This is a genomic window from Roseomonas sp. BN140053, assembly GCF_047690175.1.
GTDB lineage: Bacteria > Pseudomonadota > Alphaproteobacteria > Acetobacterales > Acetobacteraceae > Roseomonas.
Window position 1 is genome coordinate 1 of record NZ_JBLLEB010000006.1, and the last position, 19609, is coordinate 19609.

The 19609-nt window shown below is 69.8% G+C and carries 14 protein-coding genes, 1 tRNA gene and 2 rRNA genes; 7 read left to right on the forward strand and 10 right to left on the reverse strand.

Annotated elements, in window-relative coordinates; genetic code table 11:
• From ACLIBK_RS08005 to alaS, 5 genes are all read left to right on the forward strand, one after another.
• Nucleotides 1-127, forward strand: a 23S ribosomal RNA gene (locus tag ACLIBK_RS08005); the annotation flags it as partial.
• 108 nt (nt 128-235) lie between these two features.
• Nucleotides 236-350 (forward strand): 5S ribosomal RNA (gene rrf, locus ACLIBK_RS08010).
• 41 nt (nt 351-391) lie between these two features.
• A tRNA-Met gene (locus ACLIBK_RS08015) sits at nt 392-465 on the forward strand.
• A gap of 65 nt (nt 466-530) precedes the next feature.
• Nucleotides 531-3323, forward strand: coding sequence for a phosphoenolpyruvate carboxylase (locus tag ACLIBK_RS08020; RefSeq protein WP_415386721.1), 2793 nt, complete (start codon nt 531-533; stop codon nt 3321-3323).
• 99 nt (nt 3324-3422) lie between these two features.
• Nucleotides 3423-6071 (forward strand): alanine--tRNA ligase, encoded by a 2649-nt coding sequence (alaS, locus tag ACLIBK_RS08025; RefSeq protein ID WP_415386722.1) that lies wholly within the window; start codon nt 3423-3425, stop codon nt 6069-6071.
• Between the two features lie 41 nt (nt 6072-6112).
• On the opposite strand, the gene ACLIBK_RS08030 is transcribed toward alaS, so the two are convergent.
• From ACLIBK_RS08030 to ACLIBK_RS08050, 5 genes are all read right to left on the reverse strand, one after another.
• On the reverse strand, nt 6113-6895 hold the full coding sequence (locus tag ACLIBK_RS08030) for an SDR family oxidoreductase (RefSeq protein WP_415386723.1): 783 nt from the start codon (nt 6893-6895) through the stop codon (nt 6113-6115).
• 135 nt (nt 6896-7030) lie between these two features.
• Nucleotides 7031-7426, reverse strand: coding sequence for a RidA family protein (locus tag ACLIBK_RS08035; RefSeq protein ID WP_415386724.1), 396 nt, complete (start codon nt 7424-7426; stop codon nt 7031-7033).
• Between the two features lie 20 nt (nt 7427-7446).
• Nucleotides 7447-8352, reverse strand: coding sequence for an alpha/beta hydrolase (locus ACLIBK_RS08040; RefSeq protein ID WP_415386725.1), 906 nt, complete (start codon nt 8350-8352; stop codon nt 7447-7449).
• 171 nt (nt 8353-8523) lie between these two features.
• Nucleotides 8524-9000: a flavin reductase family protein gene (locus tag ACLIBK_RS08045; RefSeq protein ID WP_415386726.1), complete on the reverse strand. Its 477-nt coding sequence runs from the start codon at nt 8998-9000 to the stop codon at nt 8524-8526.
• Between the two features lie 202 nt (nt 9001-9202).
• The gene (locus ACLIBK_RS08050) at nt 9203-10006 is read right to left on the reverse strand and encodes an SDR family NAD(P)-dependent oxidoreductase (protein WP_415386727.1); all 804 of its coding nucleotides are present in this window, start codon (nt 10004-10006) and stop codon (nt 9203-9205) included.
• A gap of 298 nt (nt 10007-10304) precedes the next feature.
• On the opposite strand from ACLIBK_RS08050, the gene ACLIBK_RS08055 reads away from it, so the two are divergent.
• Nucleotides 10305-10640, forward strand: a complete 336-nt coding sequence (locus ACLIBK_RS08055; RefSeq protein ID WP_415386728.1) for a hypothetical protein — start codon at nt 10305-10307, stop codon at nt 10638-10640.
• A gap of 122 nt (nt 10641-10762) precedes the next feature.
• Here ACLIBK_RS08055 and ACLIBK_RS08060 read toward each other — a convergent pair whose 3' ends face one another.
• Nucleotides 10763-13876: an efflux RND transporter permease subunit gene (locus tag ACLIBK_RS08060; RefSeq protein WP_415386729.1), complete on the reverse strand. Its 3114-nt coding sequence runs from the start codon at nt 13874-13876 to the stop codon at nt 10763-10765.
• Entirely contained in the window at nt 13873-15078 is a 1206-nt protein-coding gene (locus ACLIBK_RS08065) for an efflux RND transporter periplasmic adaptor subunit (protein WP_415386730.1), read from the reverse strand. The genes ACLIBK_RS08060 and ACLIBK_RS08065 overlap by 4 nt, the downstream gene beginning before the upstream one ends.
• 384 nt (nt 15079-15462) lie before the next feature.
• Between ACLIBK_RS08065 and ACLIBK_RS08070 the strand changes: the two genes are divergently transcribed.
• A complete protein-coding gene (locus tag ACLIBK_RS08070) occupies nt 15463-15633 on the forward strand; it encodes a hypothetical protein (protein ID WP_415386731.1) in 171 nt (56 codons plus the stop codon).
• A gap of 66 nt (nt 15634-15699) precedes the next feature.
• Here ACLIBK_RS08070 and ACLIBK_RS08075 read toward each other — a convergent pair whose 3' ends face one another.
• From ACLIBK_RS08075 to ACLIBK_RS08085, 3 genes are all read right to left on the reverse strand, one after another.
• Nucleotides 15700-17187, reverse strand: coding sequence for a helicase HerA domain-containing protein (locus tag ACLIBK_RS08075; RefSeq protein ID WP_415386732.1), 1488 nt, complete (start codon nt 17185-17187; stop codon nt 15700-15702).
• 145 nt (nt 17188-17332) lie between these two features.
• The gene (locus ACLIBK_RS08080; RefSeq protein WP_415386733.1) at nt 17333-18574 is read right to left on the reverse strand and encodes a hypothetical protein; all 1242 of its coding nucleotides are present in this window, start codon (nt 18572-18574) and stop codon (nt 17333-17335) included.
• 176 nt (nt 18575-18750) lie between these two features.
• Entirely contained in the window at nt 18751-19434 is a 684-nt protein-coding gene (locus ACLIBK_RS08085; RefSeq protein WP_415386734.1) for a YqgE/AlgH family protein, read from the reverse strand.
• Nucleotides 19435-19609: the final 175 nt, after the last annotated feature.

Sequence of the window (19609 nt, forward strand, 5' to 3'; positions counted from 1 at the left end):
CGGGAAACCAGCCTCAAAACCAGGTCTCCCCAAGGGCCGTGGAAGACCACCACGTCGATAGGCCGCAAGTATACGCCAGGTAACTGGCTCAGCTGAGCGGTCCTAATCGCCCGATCGATCTCATCCCATCACCGCCGCAGGGGACTTCGTGTCCCCGCCGCGCGCAGCACCAAACCGCACCACACCGCACCACACACACACACTCACCCCTCCCTCATACGTTCCCCTCCGGTGGCCTGGTGGCCCTAGCGGGGCTGCCACACCCGATCCCATCCCGAACTCGGCCGTGAAACGCCCCTGCGCCCATGGTACTGCAGCTCAAGCTGCGGGAGAGTCGGTCGCCGCCAGGCCGCCCGAGAGGAACGTTTCCCTGTCCCACAAACACCACCGACGCGGGGTGGAGCAGCCCGGTAGCTCGTCAGGCTCATAACCTGAAGGTCACAGGTTCAAATCCTGTCCCCGCATCTCCCTTTTGCCCTCAAGCATTATTGCACACGACAGTTGGCCTTCGCAGGCGCAGCATGGTCGTGATGCTCGACATTCCCAAACCCGACCTGCTCACCCTCGTATCCGATGCCCGCAAGGCGGCAATGGATGATCCGTTCGGAAGTCCGGCACTCGCTGTGGCTCTGGGACTGAGCCGGCGGTTGGACGATGGAACACTGTCCCGCAGTGATCTCGCGACAGAGCTGGAACAACTCGGCCAAGGTGCCTTCCTTCAGCGCGCTCACCACCTGAACCAAGCTGTGGGCGGTGCGGTGATGAACCGTGCCGATCGCGACCTCGCCCTGGTGGCAACCCAGGTCGCGCGTCCCGACCCTGATGACAGTCCCGTGCCTCTCGCAGTGTTCCGGTCTGCCATCGAGCGGCCCCGCGCCGCGGCGGTGTTCACCGCACATCCCACCTTCAGCCTCTCGCCCGACACCAATCGGGCCCTGACACAGGCTGCGGAGGGCACCCCACCCGCCGGACCTTTGCCGCTGCGGCCCCGACCTCCAACACTGGACCAGGAATTCGCACAAGCGACCGCTGCCATCATCAACGGTCGTGATGCTTTGGACCGCCTTGCCGCGGCCGTATTCGGCACGGCCAGGGAAATCTGGCCGGACCGTTGGACCTCACTCAATCCCCGGCCTGTGCTACTCGCCTCCTGGGTGGGGTACGACACCGATGGCCGAACCGACATCGGCTGGCAGGATACACTGCGGCTTCGACTCGCCATGAAGCGTTTGCAACTCGTGCGCCTAGCCGCGCAATGTGCCGCCCTACCCGAAGACTGTGCCGGTCCGCTGCATCAGCGTGTGTCCCAGGCACTGGAGGCCGTTGAGGCGCAGATCGCTGCCTGCCCCCCATCTGGTGCACCCTCGGCGGAAGCGACCCAGGCTTTCGCCCGAGCATTGATCACGCAGCGCGATACCGCCACCACCACCCTCGACCCTTTCCTGGAACTCTTTCCGGCAGCCCTGAAGGCGGCACCGGATGATCAGACACGCCTGGCGCTCTGCGTCGCGCGGGCCGGACTCGTGGCCCATGCGCTTTCCCTGGCCCATACCCATGTCCGCCTGAACGCGTCTCAACTGCACAACGCCGCCCGCCTCCGCTTCCCGCAGCTGGGCGGCGGCCCCGACGATCCTGCGCTTCGCCGCACTCTCTTCTCGGCGGTCAACGCCGCGCTGGACGAGGTGCGGCCTGAACCTGTGGACCTCGGCGGCCTCCTGGCGGAACAGGCCAGTGCTCTGCGCCTGATCATGACCGTTACGCAGATCGCCAAGCACGTCGACGCCAGCCAGCCGATCCGCTTCCTCATCGCCGAAACCGAGAGCGGCCTCACGCTGCTGGTTGCCCTGCTCCTCGCTCGCCTGTGCGGCGTCGAGGACCGCCTGGAGATCAGCCCGCTCTTTGAAACTGCCGAAGCGCTGGAGCGCCGCGGCGAGCGCGTGGTGGAAGAAGCGCTGCGTTCGCCGCATTGGCGCGCCCACCTCAAGCGCGTCGGACGGCTCTGCCTGCAGTTCGGCTATTCCGACTCTGGCCGCTACATCGGCCAGGTCGAAGCGTCACACCTCATCGAACGCCTCAAGCTCCGCGTGGCCGAGCTACTCGGCCGCTACGGCCTGGGCGAGCTCGAAGTCGTGCTCTTCGACACCCACGGCGAAGGCCTGGGCCGCGGCGGCCACCCCGATGGCTTGGCGGCCCGCCTGGACTACCTCGATCCCCCCGCCGTGCGCGCAGCCTTCGCGGCACACGGGATCCACACCCGGCTGGAAACCAGCTTCCAGGGCAGCGACGGCTACCTGAACTTCGGCACTCCCGCGCTTGCGGAGGCTACCGTCGCCCGCATCGCCGAGCACGCCTTCGCTCCCACCCGCCAGGACCAGCCGGACCCCGTCTACGCGGAAGGTGGTTTCGCTGCCGACCTCTTCGCCGGCGCCCGCGCCGATGTTGCCGCCTTGGTGGAAGACCCCGGCTACGCCGCCCTGCTGGGCGCCTTCGGCCCGGCGCTGCTGGACCGCACCGGCTCCCGCCCTGCTGCGCGCCAGAGCGATACGGGTGGTCCCGCCACCATCCGCCATCCGCGTGAACTGCGCGCCATTCCCAACAACGCCGTGCTCCAGCAGCTCGGCTTCCTCGCCACGGTGACGCATGGCATGGGGCAGGGCGCCTCGCGTGAGCCGGAGGCCTTCGCCGACCTGCTGGAGCGCTCCCCACGCTTCCGCAACGCCATGGCCTTCGTGCGTGCCGGGCTGACGCTGTCCGACCCGGATGTGCTGCGCGGCTATGTCGCGAGCCTTGACCCCGGCACCTGGCTCGACCGCGCGGCGCGGACCCGCCGACCTGGCCGGGCCGCCGCACTGATGAAGGTCGCCGACGCGCTGGAAGAGCTCGGGCTGGGCGATCGGGCGCGTGGCGTGCTCCGGCGGCTTCTGGCCGACGACGTGCTGCTGCGTGGCGCCTGGCCCGGGGAAGCGCCGCGCATGAGCGACCGGCTCTTCGCCGTGCACGCCATCCGACTATGCCTGATCCATCGCATTTGGCTGCTGGCGGTGGACATCCCGGAGTTTTCCCCGCGCCATGGCGTCGTGCGGAATGGGCTGGTGCAGCGCCTGCTACGCCTGGATGTGGAAGGGGCGGCCGCCCTGCTGGACGAGGTCTTCCCCGCCGCTGCCCCGCCGGAAGCCGCCCTGGACTTCGGCGAGCCTCCGGCCCCGCGCCATGAAGGCTACGGCCGCGAGCGCGCCGAGATCACCGAACCGCTGCGCGAGCTCTTCGCCCTGGTGCGGCAGGCCAGCGCCGTGATCTCCCTGGAATGCGGTGCCTTCGGCTAGAGGAGAGGCAGTCTGACCCTGGCCCCTCGACGGGCCAGGGGGGGCGCGCTAAGGGCTGGGTTCCATTCCCGTCCAGTTTCGAGATCACCGCGCCGGACAATGACCAGCAGCAACGACATCCGCGCCACCTTCCTGGACTACTTTGCCCGTGACGGGCATCAGGTGGTCGAGAGCAGCCCGCTCGTCCCGCGCAACGATCCGACCCTACTGTTCACCAATTCCGGCATGGTGCAGTTCAAGAACGTCTTCACCGGCCAGGAGCGGCGCCCCTATTCCCGCGCCACCTCGTCGCAGAAATGCCTACGCGCCGGTGGCAAGCACAACGACCTCGACAATGTCGGCTACACCGCCCGGCATCACACCTTCTTCGAGATGCTGGGGAACTTCTCCTTCGGCGACTACTTCAAGGAACAGGCGATCCTCCACGCCTGGACCCTGCTGACCCGCGACTTCGCCCTGCCCAAGGAGAAGCTGCTGGTCACGGTCTATTCCGAGGACGAGGACGCCGCCGCCCTGTGGCGCAAGGTCGCGGGCCTTTCGGACGACCGCATCATCCGCATCCCGACCTCCGACAATTTCTGGCGCATGGGCGACACCGGACCCTGCGGCCCCTGCTCGGAAATCTTCTTCGATCACGGCCCCTCCATCCCCGGCGGCCCGCCCGGCAGTCCGGACGAGGACGGTGACCGCTTCATCGAGATCTGGAACCTCGTCTTCATGCAGTTCGAGGAAGGACCGCCCGGCATTCGCGCCCCGCTGCCCCGGCCCTCGATCGACACCGGCATGGGGCTGGAACGCTTCGCCGCCATCCTGCAAGGCAAGCACGACAACTACGACATCGACACCTTCCGCGCCCTGATCCTCGCCTCGGCCGAGGTCACCGGCCAGGACCCGGACGGTCCCTTCAAGGTCAGCCATCGCGTGGTCGCCGACCACCTGCGGTCCGGTGCCTTCCTGATGGCCGATGGCGTGATGCCCTCCAACGAGGGCCGCGGCTACGTGCTGCGCCGTATCCTGCGGCGCGCCATGCGCCACGCCCACCTGATGGGCGTCCAGCAGCCGCTGCTGTTCCGCCTCGTGCCCGCGCTGGTGCGCCAGATGGGCGGCGCCTTTCCGGAACTGCTGCGCGCCCAGTCCCTGATCGAAGAAACCCTCCGCCTGGAGGAGACCCGCTTCCGTACGCTGCTGGATCGCGGCCTCGGCTTGCTGGCGGAGGAAACCGCGCGTCTCGGCGAAGGTCAGTCCCTGCCGGGCGACGTCGCCTTCCGCCTCTACGACACCTTCGGCTTCCCGCTCGACCTGACCCAGGACGCCCTGCGCGCCGAAGGCCGCGGCGTGGACACGGCAGGCTTCGAAACCGCCATGACCGAGCAGCGCCGCCGCGCTCGCGCCGCCTGGGCCGGTTCCGGCGAGGCCGCCACGGAAACCCTCTGGTTCGACCTGCGCGAGAAGGTCGGGTCCACGGAGTTCCTCGGCTACTCCACCGAGAAGGCGGAAGGCGAGATCCTCGCCCTCGTGGTGGACGGCCAAGTCGTGGACCGCGCCGCTGCCGGCCAGGAGGTCGCGGTGCTGTTGAACCAGACGCCCTTCTACGCCGAGAGCGGCGGGCAGGTCGGCGACACCGGCCTGATCTCCGCCGGCGATGCCTGCCGCATCGTGGTGCGCGACACCCAGAAGAAGCTGGGCGACCTCTTCGTCCACCTCGGCACGGTCAGCCACGGCGAGGCCAGCACCAGCTTGGCCGTGCTGGCGGAGGTCGACCACGACCGCCGTTCCAGCATCCGCGCCCACCACAGCGCCACCCACCTGCTACACGAGGCGCTGCGCCGCCGGCTCGGTAACCACGTCGCCCAGAAGGGCAGCCTGAACGCGCCGGACCGCCTGCGCTTCGACGTGTCACAGCCCACCCCCATGAGCCCCGCCGACCTCGCCTGGGTCGAGAGCGAGGTGAACGACCGCATCCGCCAGAACGGCGAGGTGACCACCCGCCTGATGACGCCCGAAGCCGCGGTCGAGGTCGGCGCCACCGCCCTGTTCGGCGAGAAATACGGCGACGAGGTACGCGTGGTCGGGATGGGCCACGACCCGCTGGCCACCGAGAAGCACGGCGTCTACTCGCTGGAACTCTGCGGCGGCACGCACGTCGCGCGCACCGGCGACATCGGCCTGTTCAAGATCCTCGGCGAGAGCGCCGTGTCCGCCGGTGTCCGCCGCGTCGAGGCCGTGACCGGCACCGCCGCCCTGGCGGTGATCGAGGCTGCGGAGCGCAACCTGCGCGAGGCCGCGATCGCGTTGAAGAGCACCCCCGCCGAAGTTCCCGCCCGCGTTGCCGCCCTGCTGGAAGAGCGCCGCAAGCTGGAACGCGACATGGCGGAACTGCGCAAGAAGCTCGCCACCGGTGGCGCGGCCGCGGAGGTCGAGGAAGTCGGCGGCCTGCGCCTGGCGCTGCGCGAACTGGGCGAAACCCCGGCCCGCGACCTTAAGGGCATTGCCGACGCGATCCTGAAGGCCGGCACGGCCGACGTGGTGGCGCTGGTTTCCACCGCCGAGGGCAAGGCCAGCATCGTGGTGGCGGTGGGCGAGGCTGCCCGGGGCGGCGCCGACGCGGTGGCGCTGGTGCGTGCCGCCAGTGCCGCGGTGGGCGGCAAGGGCGGTGGCGGCCGGCCGGAAATGGCCCAGGCCGGCGGTCCGGAAGCCGATAAGGCAGCCGAAGCCCTGGCCGCGGTGCGCCGCGCCATCGGCGCCTGAGCCGAGCCGGGCGCGGGTCTCACCCGCGCCTGACTGAACCACTACATCAGCAGTGACTGCGCGCCGTCGATCCAGACGGGCGTGCCGGTGATGTGGCGCGCCCGGTCCGAGGCCAGGAACAGGATCAGCTCCGCCACATCCTCCGAGGTTCCGGCCACCGTGCCGGTGAGCGGGATATCGCCCGCCGGGTATTCCGCCGGGAAGCGCGCCTCTTCCTCGTTCCGCTTATGCGTGTTGTCCGTGATCTCCGTGCCGATGCGGCCGGGGCAGACGGCGTTCACCCGGATATTGTGCTTCGCCAGTTCCAACGCCGCCATCTGCGCCATCGCGACCTGCGCAGCCTTGGTGCAGGAATAGGCGGTGGCGCCGGCGCTGGTGAAGGTGCGCGTGCCGTTGATCGAGGCGGTGATGATGATCGACCCCGACCCGGCCTTCTTCAGGTGCGGCACGCTGTGATGCAGCGTCAGAAAGGCGCCGCGCAGGTTGGTGTTGACCGTGCGGTCCCACTCCTCCGGCGTCAGGTCGTCGATGGGCGCCCAGACGCCGTTGATGCCGGCATTGGCCACCACGATGTCGAGCCGCCCGAAGGTGCTGATCACCTCGGCCACAGCGTGCTTCATGCCGAGGTCCTCGGCGACGTCGGCCACCAGCACCAGCGCCTCGCCGCCCTCGGCGCGGATGGCTTCGGCGGTCTTCTGCACCTCCTCGCCGGTGTGGCTGAGCACGGCAACCTTGGCGCCGGCCCGCGCCAGCAGCTTTGCCGCCGCTTCCCCGATGCCCGATCCGGCACCGGTCACCAGCGCGACGCGACCTTGCAGTTCCATGGAAAACCCCGTCCTTCGATCCCGCCGCACCGGCCCGGCGATCGGGGCCGATCCCGGGGAGTGGTGCGCGAGCTGTTCTCTCAGCGCGAGGCTTCGGAGGCGGTTGCGGACGGAAGCAGCGGCCTCGCGGGGTTCTCAGCGATCCGGCAGGGCGGCGATGGCCTGGATCTCCACGCGCATGCCGGGGGCCACCAGCCCTGCCACCACCACGCTGGCGCGATTGGGAAAGGGCGCCCGGAAGAACTCCCGGTACACCTCGTCCACGGGGGCCATGTCGGCACCGTCCACCAGGAAGATTGTGGCCTGCACCACGCCGTCCAGGCTTCCCCCTGCGGCTTCCAGGCTGTGGCGCAGGTTCTCCAGGGTCAACCTTGCCTGCTGGCGGATGTCGCCCTGCAGAACGCTGCCATTAGGCTGTACGGGCCCATGGGTGGTGAACAGCAACCCGCCCGAGCGGATCGCCCAGGAAAACGGCTGGCCCGGCACTGGCAGTCCCGTGTCCACCTCCTGCTTCAGGCTGTTCTCTTGCATCGGCTGTTGCTCCGTCGGCATCATGGGCTGGCGGGCGTGGACAGTGCCTCGGGAAGGAGGCCGGCCACTGCCCGGCCCAGCGGTGTTCCCAGGTCGGCCAGCTCGTCCAGCAAGCTGAAATGGTCGCGGCGGGACAGCAGCAGGTTCGCCGTGGGGCAGCCCGCCTCCCGCCACTGCCAGGCGAGATGCCGGCTCTGCTCGTGAAAGGCGGTAGGCTCGTTCTCCCCCACAGCTACCACCAGTGGCAGGCTCCGTTCCGGCCGGCTGCGCACCGGGCTGAGCGCTGTCGCTTCCGCCGGCGTCATGCACACCGCCTCATTGACGTAGCTATGCCGGATCGGCTCCAGCTCGAACACGCCCGACAGCAGCGCGAGCCCACCAGCCCTCACCACTGCCGTTCCGCCCGCCCCTATCTGCGACATGGCCGCGAGATGCGCCCCGGCCGAATGGCCCGCGATGACCATCCGCGACGCATCGACGCCAAGCGCGCCTGCCTGCTCCTGCAGCCAGAACAGCCCGCGCCGCACCTGTCGCACAATCTCCGACAGCGACACCTCCGGCGTCAGAGGGTAGTCCAGCACGGCCAGATTGATCCCGGCCGCGGTCCAGGCATCGGCCATGAAGCCGGATTCGTCCTTGGACACCGCCTGCCAGAAGCCGCCATGGATAAACACCAGCAGCGGCGCCCCGGACGCCTCTGTCCGGTACAGGTCCACCACCGCGCGCGGGTGGCTGCCATAGGGCAGGGCGGCGCGGAAGCGGTCCCCGTGTCGGCGCTTCTGCTCGGCCGTGCGGTTACGCCAATCTTCCAGCACCGGTGCGAGGGAGCCGATGAAGCGGCTGGGCGAATAGTCGCGATCCAACTCCTCGCGGCTGCGCTCGGCAGACAGGAAGAGGGAAGTCTGTTGCAGCTCGACGGCGGACATCGCGACCCCGGATGGTTGTCGGCAGGCTAGGCCCGGGACTCGGTCAGCTGGAACATGTCGTGGGCTCGCCGCGGAACGAAGCGGCCCGCTTTCAGGCTCACGCTAACGCTCTCGGAGAAATGCAATTCAGAGTTGCATATCATTCCGAGCCCTCCCGAGGTCGCCGGCGCTTCACGCCAAGCCACGGTAGCGGCCACGGTAATGCACCAGCGGCTCGCGCTCGCTCGCCTCGGCATGCAGCACGTCGCCCACGATGATGGTGTGATCGCCGCCGGGCATGGAGGAAGCGATGCGGCAGTCGATCAGCGCCAACGCACCGTCGATTGCCGGGGTGCCGCTCGGCAGCAGGCGGTAGGGAACCGTGGCGAACTTGTCTTCGGACTTGCCGGCAAAGGTGCGCGACACCTGTTCCTGTTCCGCGGCGAGGTAGTTGATGCAGAAGTGCTCGCTTTCCAGGATCGCCGGCAAGGAGGTGGAGCGGTTGTCCACGCAGATCAGGAACTGCATGGGCGAGATCGAGAGCGAGGTCACGCCACTCATGGTCAGGCCGAAGAGTCGGCCCGCGGCATCTCGGGTGGTGATCACGGCGACGCCGCTGGCCCAATGCCCGGCGACATGACGAAAGGTCGCGACATCAACCTGGGTCATTCTCGTTTACTCCCGTACCAGCAGCGGAATTCCAGCCACGCCGCGCCAGTGCGGGCGATGAGCGGCCCGGGGATGCGGCGCGGAAAGGCCAAGCTGCCATCCCGGCCTTTGTCCGGCTAGAGGGCGGCGGCATTCCACTGGCGAAGGCGGAAGGCTGCCGCTGTGTGACGCGGCGACCTCCCCGGATGCGAAGGATGCCGCGTCACACGGCGGCGGTGGCGCCGCCATCTACAGGGATCACGGTGCCGGTCAGGAAACTGCCGGCAGGTGAGGCCAGCAGCAGCGCCAGCCCCTTGATCTCCTCGGGCAGTCCGATGCGCCCCAGCGGCACCATCTCGGCGAACATGGCCACCACGTCCGGTTCACGGTGCAGCCGTCCGCCGGCGATGTTGGTCAGGAAAGGGCCGGGGGCGATGGCGTTCACCAGCACCTTGTGCGGCGCCAGTTCCACTGCAGCCTGCCGCACGAGGTTGAGCACGGCCGCCTTGGTAGCGGCATAGGCGTAGCCCACCATCGGCTCGGCCCGGATGCCGCCGATGGAGGCCGTCACCACGATGCGTCCACCGCCGCCCGCCTTCATGTGCCGTGCCGCGAACTGCATGGTGTTGACGGTGCCGGTCAGGTTCACCCGCAGCACCTTGTCCCAGTTCGCGTGGTCGAGGTTGCCGAGTTCACCGTCCGGCGACAGCGCGAAGCCGCGCCCGGCACTGATGCCTGCATTGGCGAACACGATGTCGAGCCTTCCATGCTTCGCCGCCGCGCCATCGATCACCGTGGCGAGTCGCTCGGCATCGCCCACGTCCAGTTCCGCCGTGTCGGGCATCACAGCAGCGGTGGCACCGATTCGTGTGGCGGCGGCTCGCAGCCCCGGCATGTCCAGGTCCGTCATCACCACCTGCGCCCCGGCCTCGGCCAGGATTTCCGCGTAGGCGAGACCCAGGCCGCTGGCAGCACCAGTAACCAGCGCGACCTGTCCGTGCAGATCGAACATCCCGGCGATGCTCACGCGAAGTCCCCCGACCGGGGGAGTGGGAAGCTGCGGGTCATCAACCCTCCACCATGGCCGAATCCGTTGCCGGACAAGGTTTTTCCTCCCAGGAAGATTTGCTGATCGGCCCGCTCCGGACGGCTCGCAACGAGGCTAGGACGACCGAACAAGGCGGCGCAATGCCCACCGTGACCTCGATGTGCCGTTCGCGGCCGCGTTCTCCATGCAATCTCCCGTCAGGGCAATTTTCCTATTGCGAACGAAAGCGGAACATGAAGATAGTAGCACTCAGGAACATCGAGCGAGGAACAGTGTCATGGCCACGGGAAAGACCCCTGCACCGACGCAGGCCGCGCTGAAGCGACTGGCGGAACTGGCCCAGAAGGGTGTCGGTTCCGGGCGGATGCAGCGCGAGGTGGAAAGTATCGTCGCGAACTGGCTGGGCCAGCCCGGAGCGGATTCGATCCATGCCGAAGCCAGGGAATGGCTGGCGGAAATCCGGGACGAACTGACCGCCGGGGTTTCCGATGCGGCGGAGCAGGCTGACGACCTGGACCGCAGCGACACGGTGGGGCTGCGTCACGCCGAGAAGTCCCTGGCGGCCCTGGCCGCGGCGCGAGACGCCCTGGTTCGCGCCTATGCCAGCCTGTAGCGGCACAGTGGCCCGCTGCACCCGGCGGCGCTTTTCCCGCCGGGGCACGAGCCTGGGCGGCCGGCGAAGCTCCGGCCGCATCCGCGCCCCACGCGGCAATGTAGGGCGCTGAGGACCGGCGGCTATTCCGCCGGCTGCGGCCGGATGTCGCCGATCCGCGGATTGCCCGCCGCACCGCCGCGCCAGCTGCCCACCCACTTCCCCAGCGCGTCGAAGCCGAGATACAGCACCGGCGTCACGAACAGCGTCAGCGCCTGGCTGACCGCGAGACCGCCGATCACCGCCAGTCCGAGCGGCTGGCGCAACTCGGCGGCGGCACCCCAGCCAGCCGCGATCGGGATGGCGCCGGCCGCGGCCGCCAGGGTGGTCATCAGGATCGGCCGGAAGCGCAGCAGGCTGGCGTGCCGCACGGCGGACAGCGCGTCCTCGCCCTCGCGCTGCCGGGCGAGGGCCACGTCCACCACCATGATGGCGTTCTTCTTCACCAACCCCACCAGCAGCAGCACGCCGATCACGGCGATCACCGACAGGTCCAGCTTGAACAGCCACAGCGTCGCCAGTGCGCCCAGCGCCGCGGCCGGCAGGCCGGACAGGATGGTCAGGGGGTGCACCAGGCTCTCGTAGAGCACGCCCAGCACGACGTAGACCACCAGGATGGCCGCCAGGATCAGCATGCCCTGGCCCGCCAGCGCCTGCTGGAATACCTGCGCCGTGCCGGAATAGGCGCCGATCACGCCGGTGGGCATGCTCAGCTCCTGTTGCGCCTGATCGATCGCTGTGGTCGCGTCGCCCAGTGCCACGCCCGGCGCGAGATTGAAGCCGATAGTCACTGCCGGCAGCTGGCCCTGGTGCCCCACCGTCAGCGGCCCGGTGGTGCGCTGCACCGACGCCACCGCATCCAACGGCACCAGCTTGCCGGAGGAGGAGCGGAGATACAGCTTGCTCAAACCGTCCTCGTTGCGCTGGTCTTCGGGCAGCGCTTCCACGATCACGGGATAGGCATTGGCCTCGGCGTAGATGGTGGAGATCTGCCGCGCCCCGAAGGCCGAGTAGAGCGCCTGCCGCACCTGATCCACCGTGACGCCGAGGGCTGCGGCGCGGTCGCGGTTCACCTGTACGGACACCACGGGGGCATCCAGCGTCAGGTCGGTGTTGACGTCCTGCAACAGCGGGATCTGGCGCAGCCGCGCCGCCAGCCGCTGCGCGAAGTCATAGAGCGGCCCGGTTTCCAACCCCTGCAGCGTGTAGATGTACAGCGTGCGGGCCTGCCGCGCGCCGAAGCTGAGGTTCTGGATCGGCTGCAGGTACACGGCCAGTCCCGGCACGCGCGAGGTCTGCCGCCGCAGCTGCTGGATCACCTCGCCCACCGGCGGCCGCTGGTCGCGCGGCTTCAGCTCCACGAACATGCGCCCCTGGTTGACCGAGAGGCTGTTGCCCGAAGCGCCCACCGAGGACGACACGGTGGTCACGAAAGGGTTGTCCTGGATGATCTGCGCCGCCTGCCCTTGCAGGTCCAGCATCGCCTCGAAGGAGGCGTCGCGCGGCCCTTCGGTGGACACGCTGACGAGGCCGGTGTCCTCGATCGGGAAGAAGCCCTTGGGAATGGTCACCGTCAGCCAGCCGGCCACGGCGAGCGAGGCCAGGAACAGGCCCCAGACCAGCAGCCGCCAACGCAGCGCGTAGTCCAGCAACCAGGCATAGGCGCGCTCCACCGCCTTGAAGCCGCCCTCCAGCATCGAATCCAGGCGCGACGGCTTGGCATGCGCGGGCAGATAAGCGGCCATCAGCGGCGTCAGCGTCAGCGACACCACGCAGGACACGGCCACGGCCAGCGACACGGTGGCGGCAAAGGCGTTGAACACGCGTCCCACCACGCCGCCCATCAATAGGATCGGCAGGAACACCGCGCAGAGCGACAGGGTGATGGAGATGATGGTGAAGCCGATCTCGCGCGACCCGCGCAGCGCTGCCTCGAAGGGCGGCACGCCGTCCTCGATGTGGCGCACCACCGCTTCCAGCATCACGATGGCGTCGTCCACCACCAACCCCACCGCCAGCGTCAACGCCAGCAGCGTCACGTTGTCGATGCCGTAGCCCAGCAGGTACATCAGCCCGAAGGTGCCCGCGAGCGAGATCGGCACCGCCACCATCGGGATCAGCGTCGCCATCAGCCGGCGCAGAAACAGCCACACCACCAGCACCACCAGGCCGATGGCGATCAACAGGCTTTCCTGCACGTCGTGCACGGCAGCGCGGATGGAGGTGGAGCGGTCCAGCCCGACGTCCAGCGTCGCACCCGGCGGCAGCGCGGCACGCAGCGCGGGCAGTGCGGCGCGCACGCCGTCCACCACGTCCACCGTGTTGGCGTCGGGCTGCCGCTGCACCGCGAGCGTCAGCCCTTCCTTGCCATTACGGAAGGAGCGGATGCGGTCGTTCTGCACCCCGTCCGCCACCTCGGCGATGTCGGACAGCCGCACCGGCGCACCGCCGCGCCCGGCAACGACGAGGTTGCCGAAAGCCTCCGCGTTGGGCGGCTGGTCGTTGGCGCGCAGCACGAGCTGCTGGCGCGGCCCGCTCAGCGTGCCCACGGGCGTGTTGGAATTGGCGGTGGCCACGGCGCCGCTGACCTGGTCCAGCGTCAGCCCCAGAGCGGCCAGCCGGTCGGCCCGCATCCGCACGCGCACGGAATAGAGCTGCTCGCCGAAGGTGATCACCTGCGCCACGCCGTTGACGCGCGACAGCGAGGGCGACACCAGCGTCGAGGCGATGTCGTTGAGCTTGTAGAGCGGCACGTCGCCGCCTGACAGCGTCAGCAGCAGCACCGGCGCGTCGGCCGGGTTGGACTTCCGGTAGGAAGGCGGCTGCGTCATCTCCACCGGCAGGCGACGCTGGGCGCGGGTCAGCGCCGCCTGCACGTCCTGCGCCGCAGAATCGATGTCGCGGTTCAGCACGAACTGCAGCGTGATCTGCGTCGTGCCCTGGCCGGAGGAGGAGGAGATCTGGTCGATGCCGGCGATGGTGGAGAATTCGCGCTCCATCGGCAGCGCCACCGAGGTTGCCATGCTCTCGGGACTGGCGCCGGGCAGCTGCGCCGACACGGAGATCACCGGGAAGTCTACCCGCGGCACCGCCGCCACCGGCATGGAGAAGTAGCCGAGGATACCCGCCAGCACTGCCGCCACGGCGAGCAGCCCGGTCATCACCGGGCGGCGGATAAAGGGTTCGGACAGGTTCATCGCGGGGCGGCTTCCCCGGCGGCGGACTGGTCACCGCGGGCCCGGGGCTCGCCCCCGGCACGCGGCCGTTCACCATCCCCGCCGGGCTGCCGCAACGCCACCCGGGCCCCATCCTGCAAGCGCTGCGCGCCTTCCGTCACCACCGGCTCGTTGTTGGCCACTTGCGCCCCGTCCAGCACGGCGCGGCCGGAAGCGTAGCGCGACACCCGCACCGGCACGCGGCGGGCGATGCCGTTCTGGCCGTCCGGCTTCACCGCGAACAGGAAGGAGCCTTCCGCGCCGCGCTGCACGGCCGCGGCAGGAACCGACAGGGTGTTGGGATCGGTGCGGGGGATCAGAGTGACCTCCAGGTACTGGCCGGGCCAGAAGCGGCCTTCCGCGTTGTTGAAGCGCCCCTTAAGCCGGATGGTACCGGTGGTGCTGTCCACCGCCGTATCCACGAAGACCAACTCACCCTCTGCGGCCGGGCTGCCATCTTCCGGCGCACGGGCGCGGACCTTGGGCGTTTCGCCCCGCGCCCGGGCGGCACGTAGCTCCCCCAGCCAGCGTTCCGGCACGGAAAAGGTGACGAGGATCGGGTCGGTCTCGGTGATGGTGGCCAGCACCACGCCTTCGGACGCGCGCACGAAGTTCCCCGCCTTCACCGGCAAGGCGCCGAGCCGGCCATTCCCCTCGGCCCGGATGGTGGCGAAGTCCAGGGAAAGCTGGGTCTGCTGCACCACGGCCTCGTCGGCCCGCACGGTGGCGGCCAGGGCGGTGGCATCGGCCTGGGCCTGCTCGGCCCGCTGCGCCGAGGCATAGGCGTCGGAGCGCAGGCTGGCATAGCGCTGGGCATCCGCCCGCGCCCGGGTCAGCTGGGCGCGGTCGCGTTCCAGGATGGCCTGCTGCTGCGCCAGCAGCGCCTGGCTGGTGCGGCTGTCCAGGGTAAAGAGCACCTGGCCTTCGCGCACCACCTCGCCCTCGCGGACATGCACCTGCTCGATGGCGCCGTCCACGCGGGCGCGAACGGAGATGATCCGGGTGGCCTCGCCGATGCCGTTGCTGACCACCTCCACCGGCACGTCGCCGACGGTGGCGGGCGCGGTGGTCACGGAAACCGGGGGCGCATTGCCAGGACCGGGCTGGGCCGGCCGTTCCTGCGCCAGCGCAGCGGGGGTGGCGAGCAGCAGCAGGGCCAGAAGGCATCGTCGTGCAGGCAGCATGGTCTGGATCGAGCCTCCGGAGCTCCTGATGTGGGTCAGGCCGGGCCGATACCTAGCCCGGCGACATCCTGCCGCAAGTGCGAAGAACGTTTCGTAAGATGTCTTCCGAGTTAGATGACGTCCCCCCGTTCCAGACGCAGGGCGGATGCGGCGTCACGCGACGCCGCCCATGCCGGGGACGTGATCAGCACTGGCCCACCAACGGGAAGGGGCGCCTTTACCTCTTCGCCGACCCGCTCTCCCGCCCGGATCTCACCAGGCTCACGTCAGCAACTCCGGAGTAGCCTGACCGACGGTGTCGCAACGTGCCGACGCGGCCTCCTGCCTTCCTCGCGCGTTGCCAATCGGGACCACCACGACACCCTCCCCGCGGAGAAGCCAGCCATGCCGACCGAACCCACTCCGTCCCGCGACGAGCCACCCGCGGAACAGGAGCCCACCATTCCCCGGCCGCCATCGCCGGAAGCCCTGGACCAGATCAGCGAGGAGCAGGCCATGATCACGGATGAATGGAGCGGCGACGCCCCGGCCAAATCGCCCGAGCCGCAGCGCTGAGGCTGGGCTGACCCGGAGCGTTTCCCGCCGCGCCACCGACGCGCGGCGGGCCTGCGAACCGTTATGTCAGGCAGCCTCGGCCGCGTCGGCATCCCCGGGGGCGGTTTCCCAGCCCAGCACCACCATCGCGACCCGCCGGCCGGCGCGATCCTGCTGCACCACGATCATGCCCTGCTCTTCCAGGTAGGCGAGCTGGCGCCGCGCCCGCCCCAGCGACCGCGTGCCGTAGGCAGTGGCGATGGCGGCGTCGGAAGGGCAGGGCTGGCGGTGCAGCGCCGCCCGCGCCAGCAACAGGAAGATGCCCTGCACTTCCTCGGGCAAGCCCGCGGCGCGGGCCGTGGCCTCGGCCCATTCCGGCCGGGCGGCCTCGGCCGAATCCACCCCGGCCCGCGCCAGGGCAAGCCGCCGGCGGAACGCCGGCAGGTCCAGCGGCTTGCCGGGCAGAGCGCGGATACGGCAGCGCACCAGGAAGTCGGCATAAAGCACGCTGGGCGGCCGGAAGGCGGCTTCCGGGTCCTCCAGCAGCTGCGCCATCACGGCATCCAGCTGCTTCTCCTGCTCGGCCAGGGCTTCCGGGGAGGGCGGCGGCTCGGGCTCCGGGGTGCGGCTGTGCAGCGGTGCCGGTCGGGCAGCAGCGAGTTGCGCCAGGATATCGGCCGGCGGCGCAGGGGCGCGGCGCGGCACGACGCGGCCGGGCTCGGGCGGCGGCGCCAGGATCGCCTCGCGCACCGCCTCGGGCGCCGACTGGGGCAAAGGGGTCAGCTTGGGCCCGGCCGAGCGTGTGGCGGTTTCCACCGCGCCGATCCGCATCGGCAGCGGCCGCCGCGACATGGCCGGGCCGAGCGCCACGAAGTTGCCGCGCGGCAGGTCACGGAACATCTCGGCCTGCCGGCGCTCCATGCCCAGCAGGTCGGCGGCGCGCGCCATGTCGATGTCCAGAAAGGTGCGGCCCATCAGGAAGTTGGACGCCTCGGCCGCCACGTTCTTGGCCAGCTTGGCCAGGCGCTGCGTCGCGATCACCCCGGCCAGGCCGCGCTTGCGCCCGCGTGACATCAGGTTGGCCATGGCGCCCAGCGACAGCCGCCGGGCCTCGTCCGAGACCTCGCCCGCCGCGGCGGGGGCGAAGATCTGCGCCTCGTCCACCACCACCAGGAGGGGAGTCCAAAGGTCGCGATCCGCCTCGAACAGCCCGTTCAGGAAGGCGGCGGCATGGCGCATCTGCCCGTCCGCATCCAGCCCTTCCAGGTTGAGCACCACGGAAACCCGGTGTTCCCGCACCTGTTCCGCCGCCTGGGTGATCTGCCGCTCCGTTTGCGCCGCCGCGTCGATCACGAGGTGCGGGTGCCGGTCGGCCAGAGTGGTGAAATCCCCTTCCGGGTCGATCACCGCCTGCTGCACCCAAGGTGCCGACTGTTCCAGCAAACGGCGCAGCAGGTGCGACTTGCCCGAGCCGGAATTGCCCTGAACCAGAAGGCGGGTGGACAGCAGCTCCTCGAGGTCCAGGGTCGCGGGCGAGCCGGCGCTGGTGGTGCCCATCTCGATCGCGATGGTCATGGAGTCTTCCTGGAAGCAGCAATCGGCACGGTGCGGCCTTGTAGCACCCCGCGCCCGGCGCGTCCTCTCGGGCCGACGACCTTCAATCGTCTCGACCCGGTTGGACCCGCCATCACACCGGCCCGTGCCGCGATGCCACCCCTCCTCAGCCCACCGCGGCCGCCATTCCCGGGCCCATGGCCGCGAACAGGCGTCGCTGTTCCCGGAACTCCGCCGCCAGCGGCTCGTCCACCACGCGCTTGCCGTCGCGCGACTCCACTTCCAGCAACCCATTGTCGCAGTAGCGGTCGTCGTCCCAGCCGAGATGCGACAACACGGGGTAGAAGCAGAAGCCTTCCAGCGGCAGGCCGGCGCGCATGGCGATCCGCACCTCCTCCCCGACATAGCGCAGCCAGCCCGCGCGTCGGTCGCCCTCGATGCTGGTTTCCGACAGGAACACCGGCCGGCCGTAGCGCGCATGGGCGGCCAGCAGCAGCTCGTGCAGTGGGCGAAAGCGAGGATCAAAGGGCGAGAGCGGCTCGCCCCCGTCCAGCCACTGGTTGTTCCAGTAGTAGTTGATGCCCACCACGTCGAGGATCTCGGGCCCGCCACCTAGTTCCGGGTCCAGCCGGCCGGCCAGCATGTCCCAGGCCTGGAACTGCCCCTGGTTGTAGGACTCGGCCGCCGCCTCATGCCCGGGGCGCGGCGCGATGTGGATGATCGGGTCGATGGCCAGGAAGCGCGCCCCCGGTGCTGCTTCGCGCACCGCATGGGTGGCAGCCACGACGCAGCGCACCAGCTGGCGCTTCAACTCGTTGCCGCGGCCGTGGGCGCGCGGCGGCATGCGGGCGTGGTCGCCGCCGGCCCAGGCCAGGAAGGAGATCTCATTCACCGGGCAGACGATCGGCGCCCGGCCGGTTTCCTCCAGGTGCAGCCCGGCGAAGGCGTGGCAGAAGCGCGCGAAGCGCTCCACGAAGGCGCCCGAGAATACGTCTAGCCCGTCCGGCCAGCCGTAATGGCACAGGTCCCAGGACACCTGCGTACCGACCTTTTCCGCCGCCCGCAGCATCGGCAGCAGGGAGGACCAGTCATACTGCCCCGGCGAGCGCTCGATCAGGTGCCAGCGCAGCCCGTCGCGCACGGAGCGGATGCCCATCTCCGCCAGTTGCCGGTAGTCCTCCTCCACGCGCCGGTCGTGCTGCGTGCCCGCGCTCAGGTCCAGCCGCTGCCCGTTGCCGCGGGTATGGGTGGAGCATTCGAAGCCGCCCATGAAGAAGGAGCGGAACAGGCTGGGCCGGAAAGCTAGCCCCGGCGTGGCCTGGGGCGAAGGAAAGGGAAGGGGAGCACTGGGCTGCGAAGGCGCCGCATCGGGCAGTGCCCGTTGGCGGAGACTGGACTGGGCCGACATGGCTCTCCAGGACGTGGTTTCGGACGGCAGAGGTGCAGCACGGAGCCGCGGTGCCGCGCCAGCCCCCGGAAACCCCGCCGGAGCGCAGCGCGCGCGAATGTGTGGACCGCCCGTTACACCGCCTGACGTGGCGTCACGCCCCGAGACCCGAAGATCCCGGCCGGAACCGCCGCCGGTCAAGCACGGCCGGCGGTTCCCACCAGCAGCAACGGATCCACCCGCAGCTTCGCGAGGGCGCGGCGCCACTTGGCGTCGTTTTCCTCTTCCTCGAATAGCAGGGCCTCGTCCGGTGTCACGTTGAGCCAGGCATTGTGCTGGATCTCATCCTCCAGCTGCCCCGGCCCCCAACCGGCATAGCCCAGGGCCAGCAGGCCCCGGCGCGGCCCGCCGCCGGTGGCGATGGCCTTGAGGATGTCCACGCTGGCCGTCAGCGCCAGACCGGGGTCCACCTGCAGGCTGCCCTCGCTGGACCAGTCGGCGGTGTGCAGCACGAAGCCGCGCCCGCCCTCTACGGGTCCGCCTGCATGCAGCGCGATGCGCCGCTGCGGCGGTACCGGCGCCACGTCCAGCTGCTTCAGCAGCTCGTCGAAGCTGAGATTGTCCAGGGGCTTGTTGAGCACGATGCCCATCGCCCCATCCGGTGAATGCGCGCAGACGCAGATCACGCTGCGCGCGAAGCGCGGGTCCTGCATGGAAGGCATGGCGATCAGCAGCTGCCCGGCCATGTAGCCTTCCGCCGCCAGCACCGAAGCCTTGACCTTGCCCGGGCGACGGCGCGCGGGACTCCGCTTGCCGCCGGGGGTGGCCTCGCCGCCCTCGCCGGGGTCGGGGGTTTCGTCGTCTTGCGTGCGCCTCGCCATCCCCTCGAATGTGGCGGGCCGCCGGGATGGCCGCAAGCACCGTACGGCCGCCGAACTCTTCACGCGCGCGAGCGTGCGCGACCGTTGCCAACCCGGATCGCCCCCGCGGCGTTGACAGCGGGCGGAACGGGGCGGAGACCTCGTTCTCCCCTCCGGCGCCGCTGCGCCCGCAACG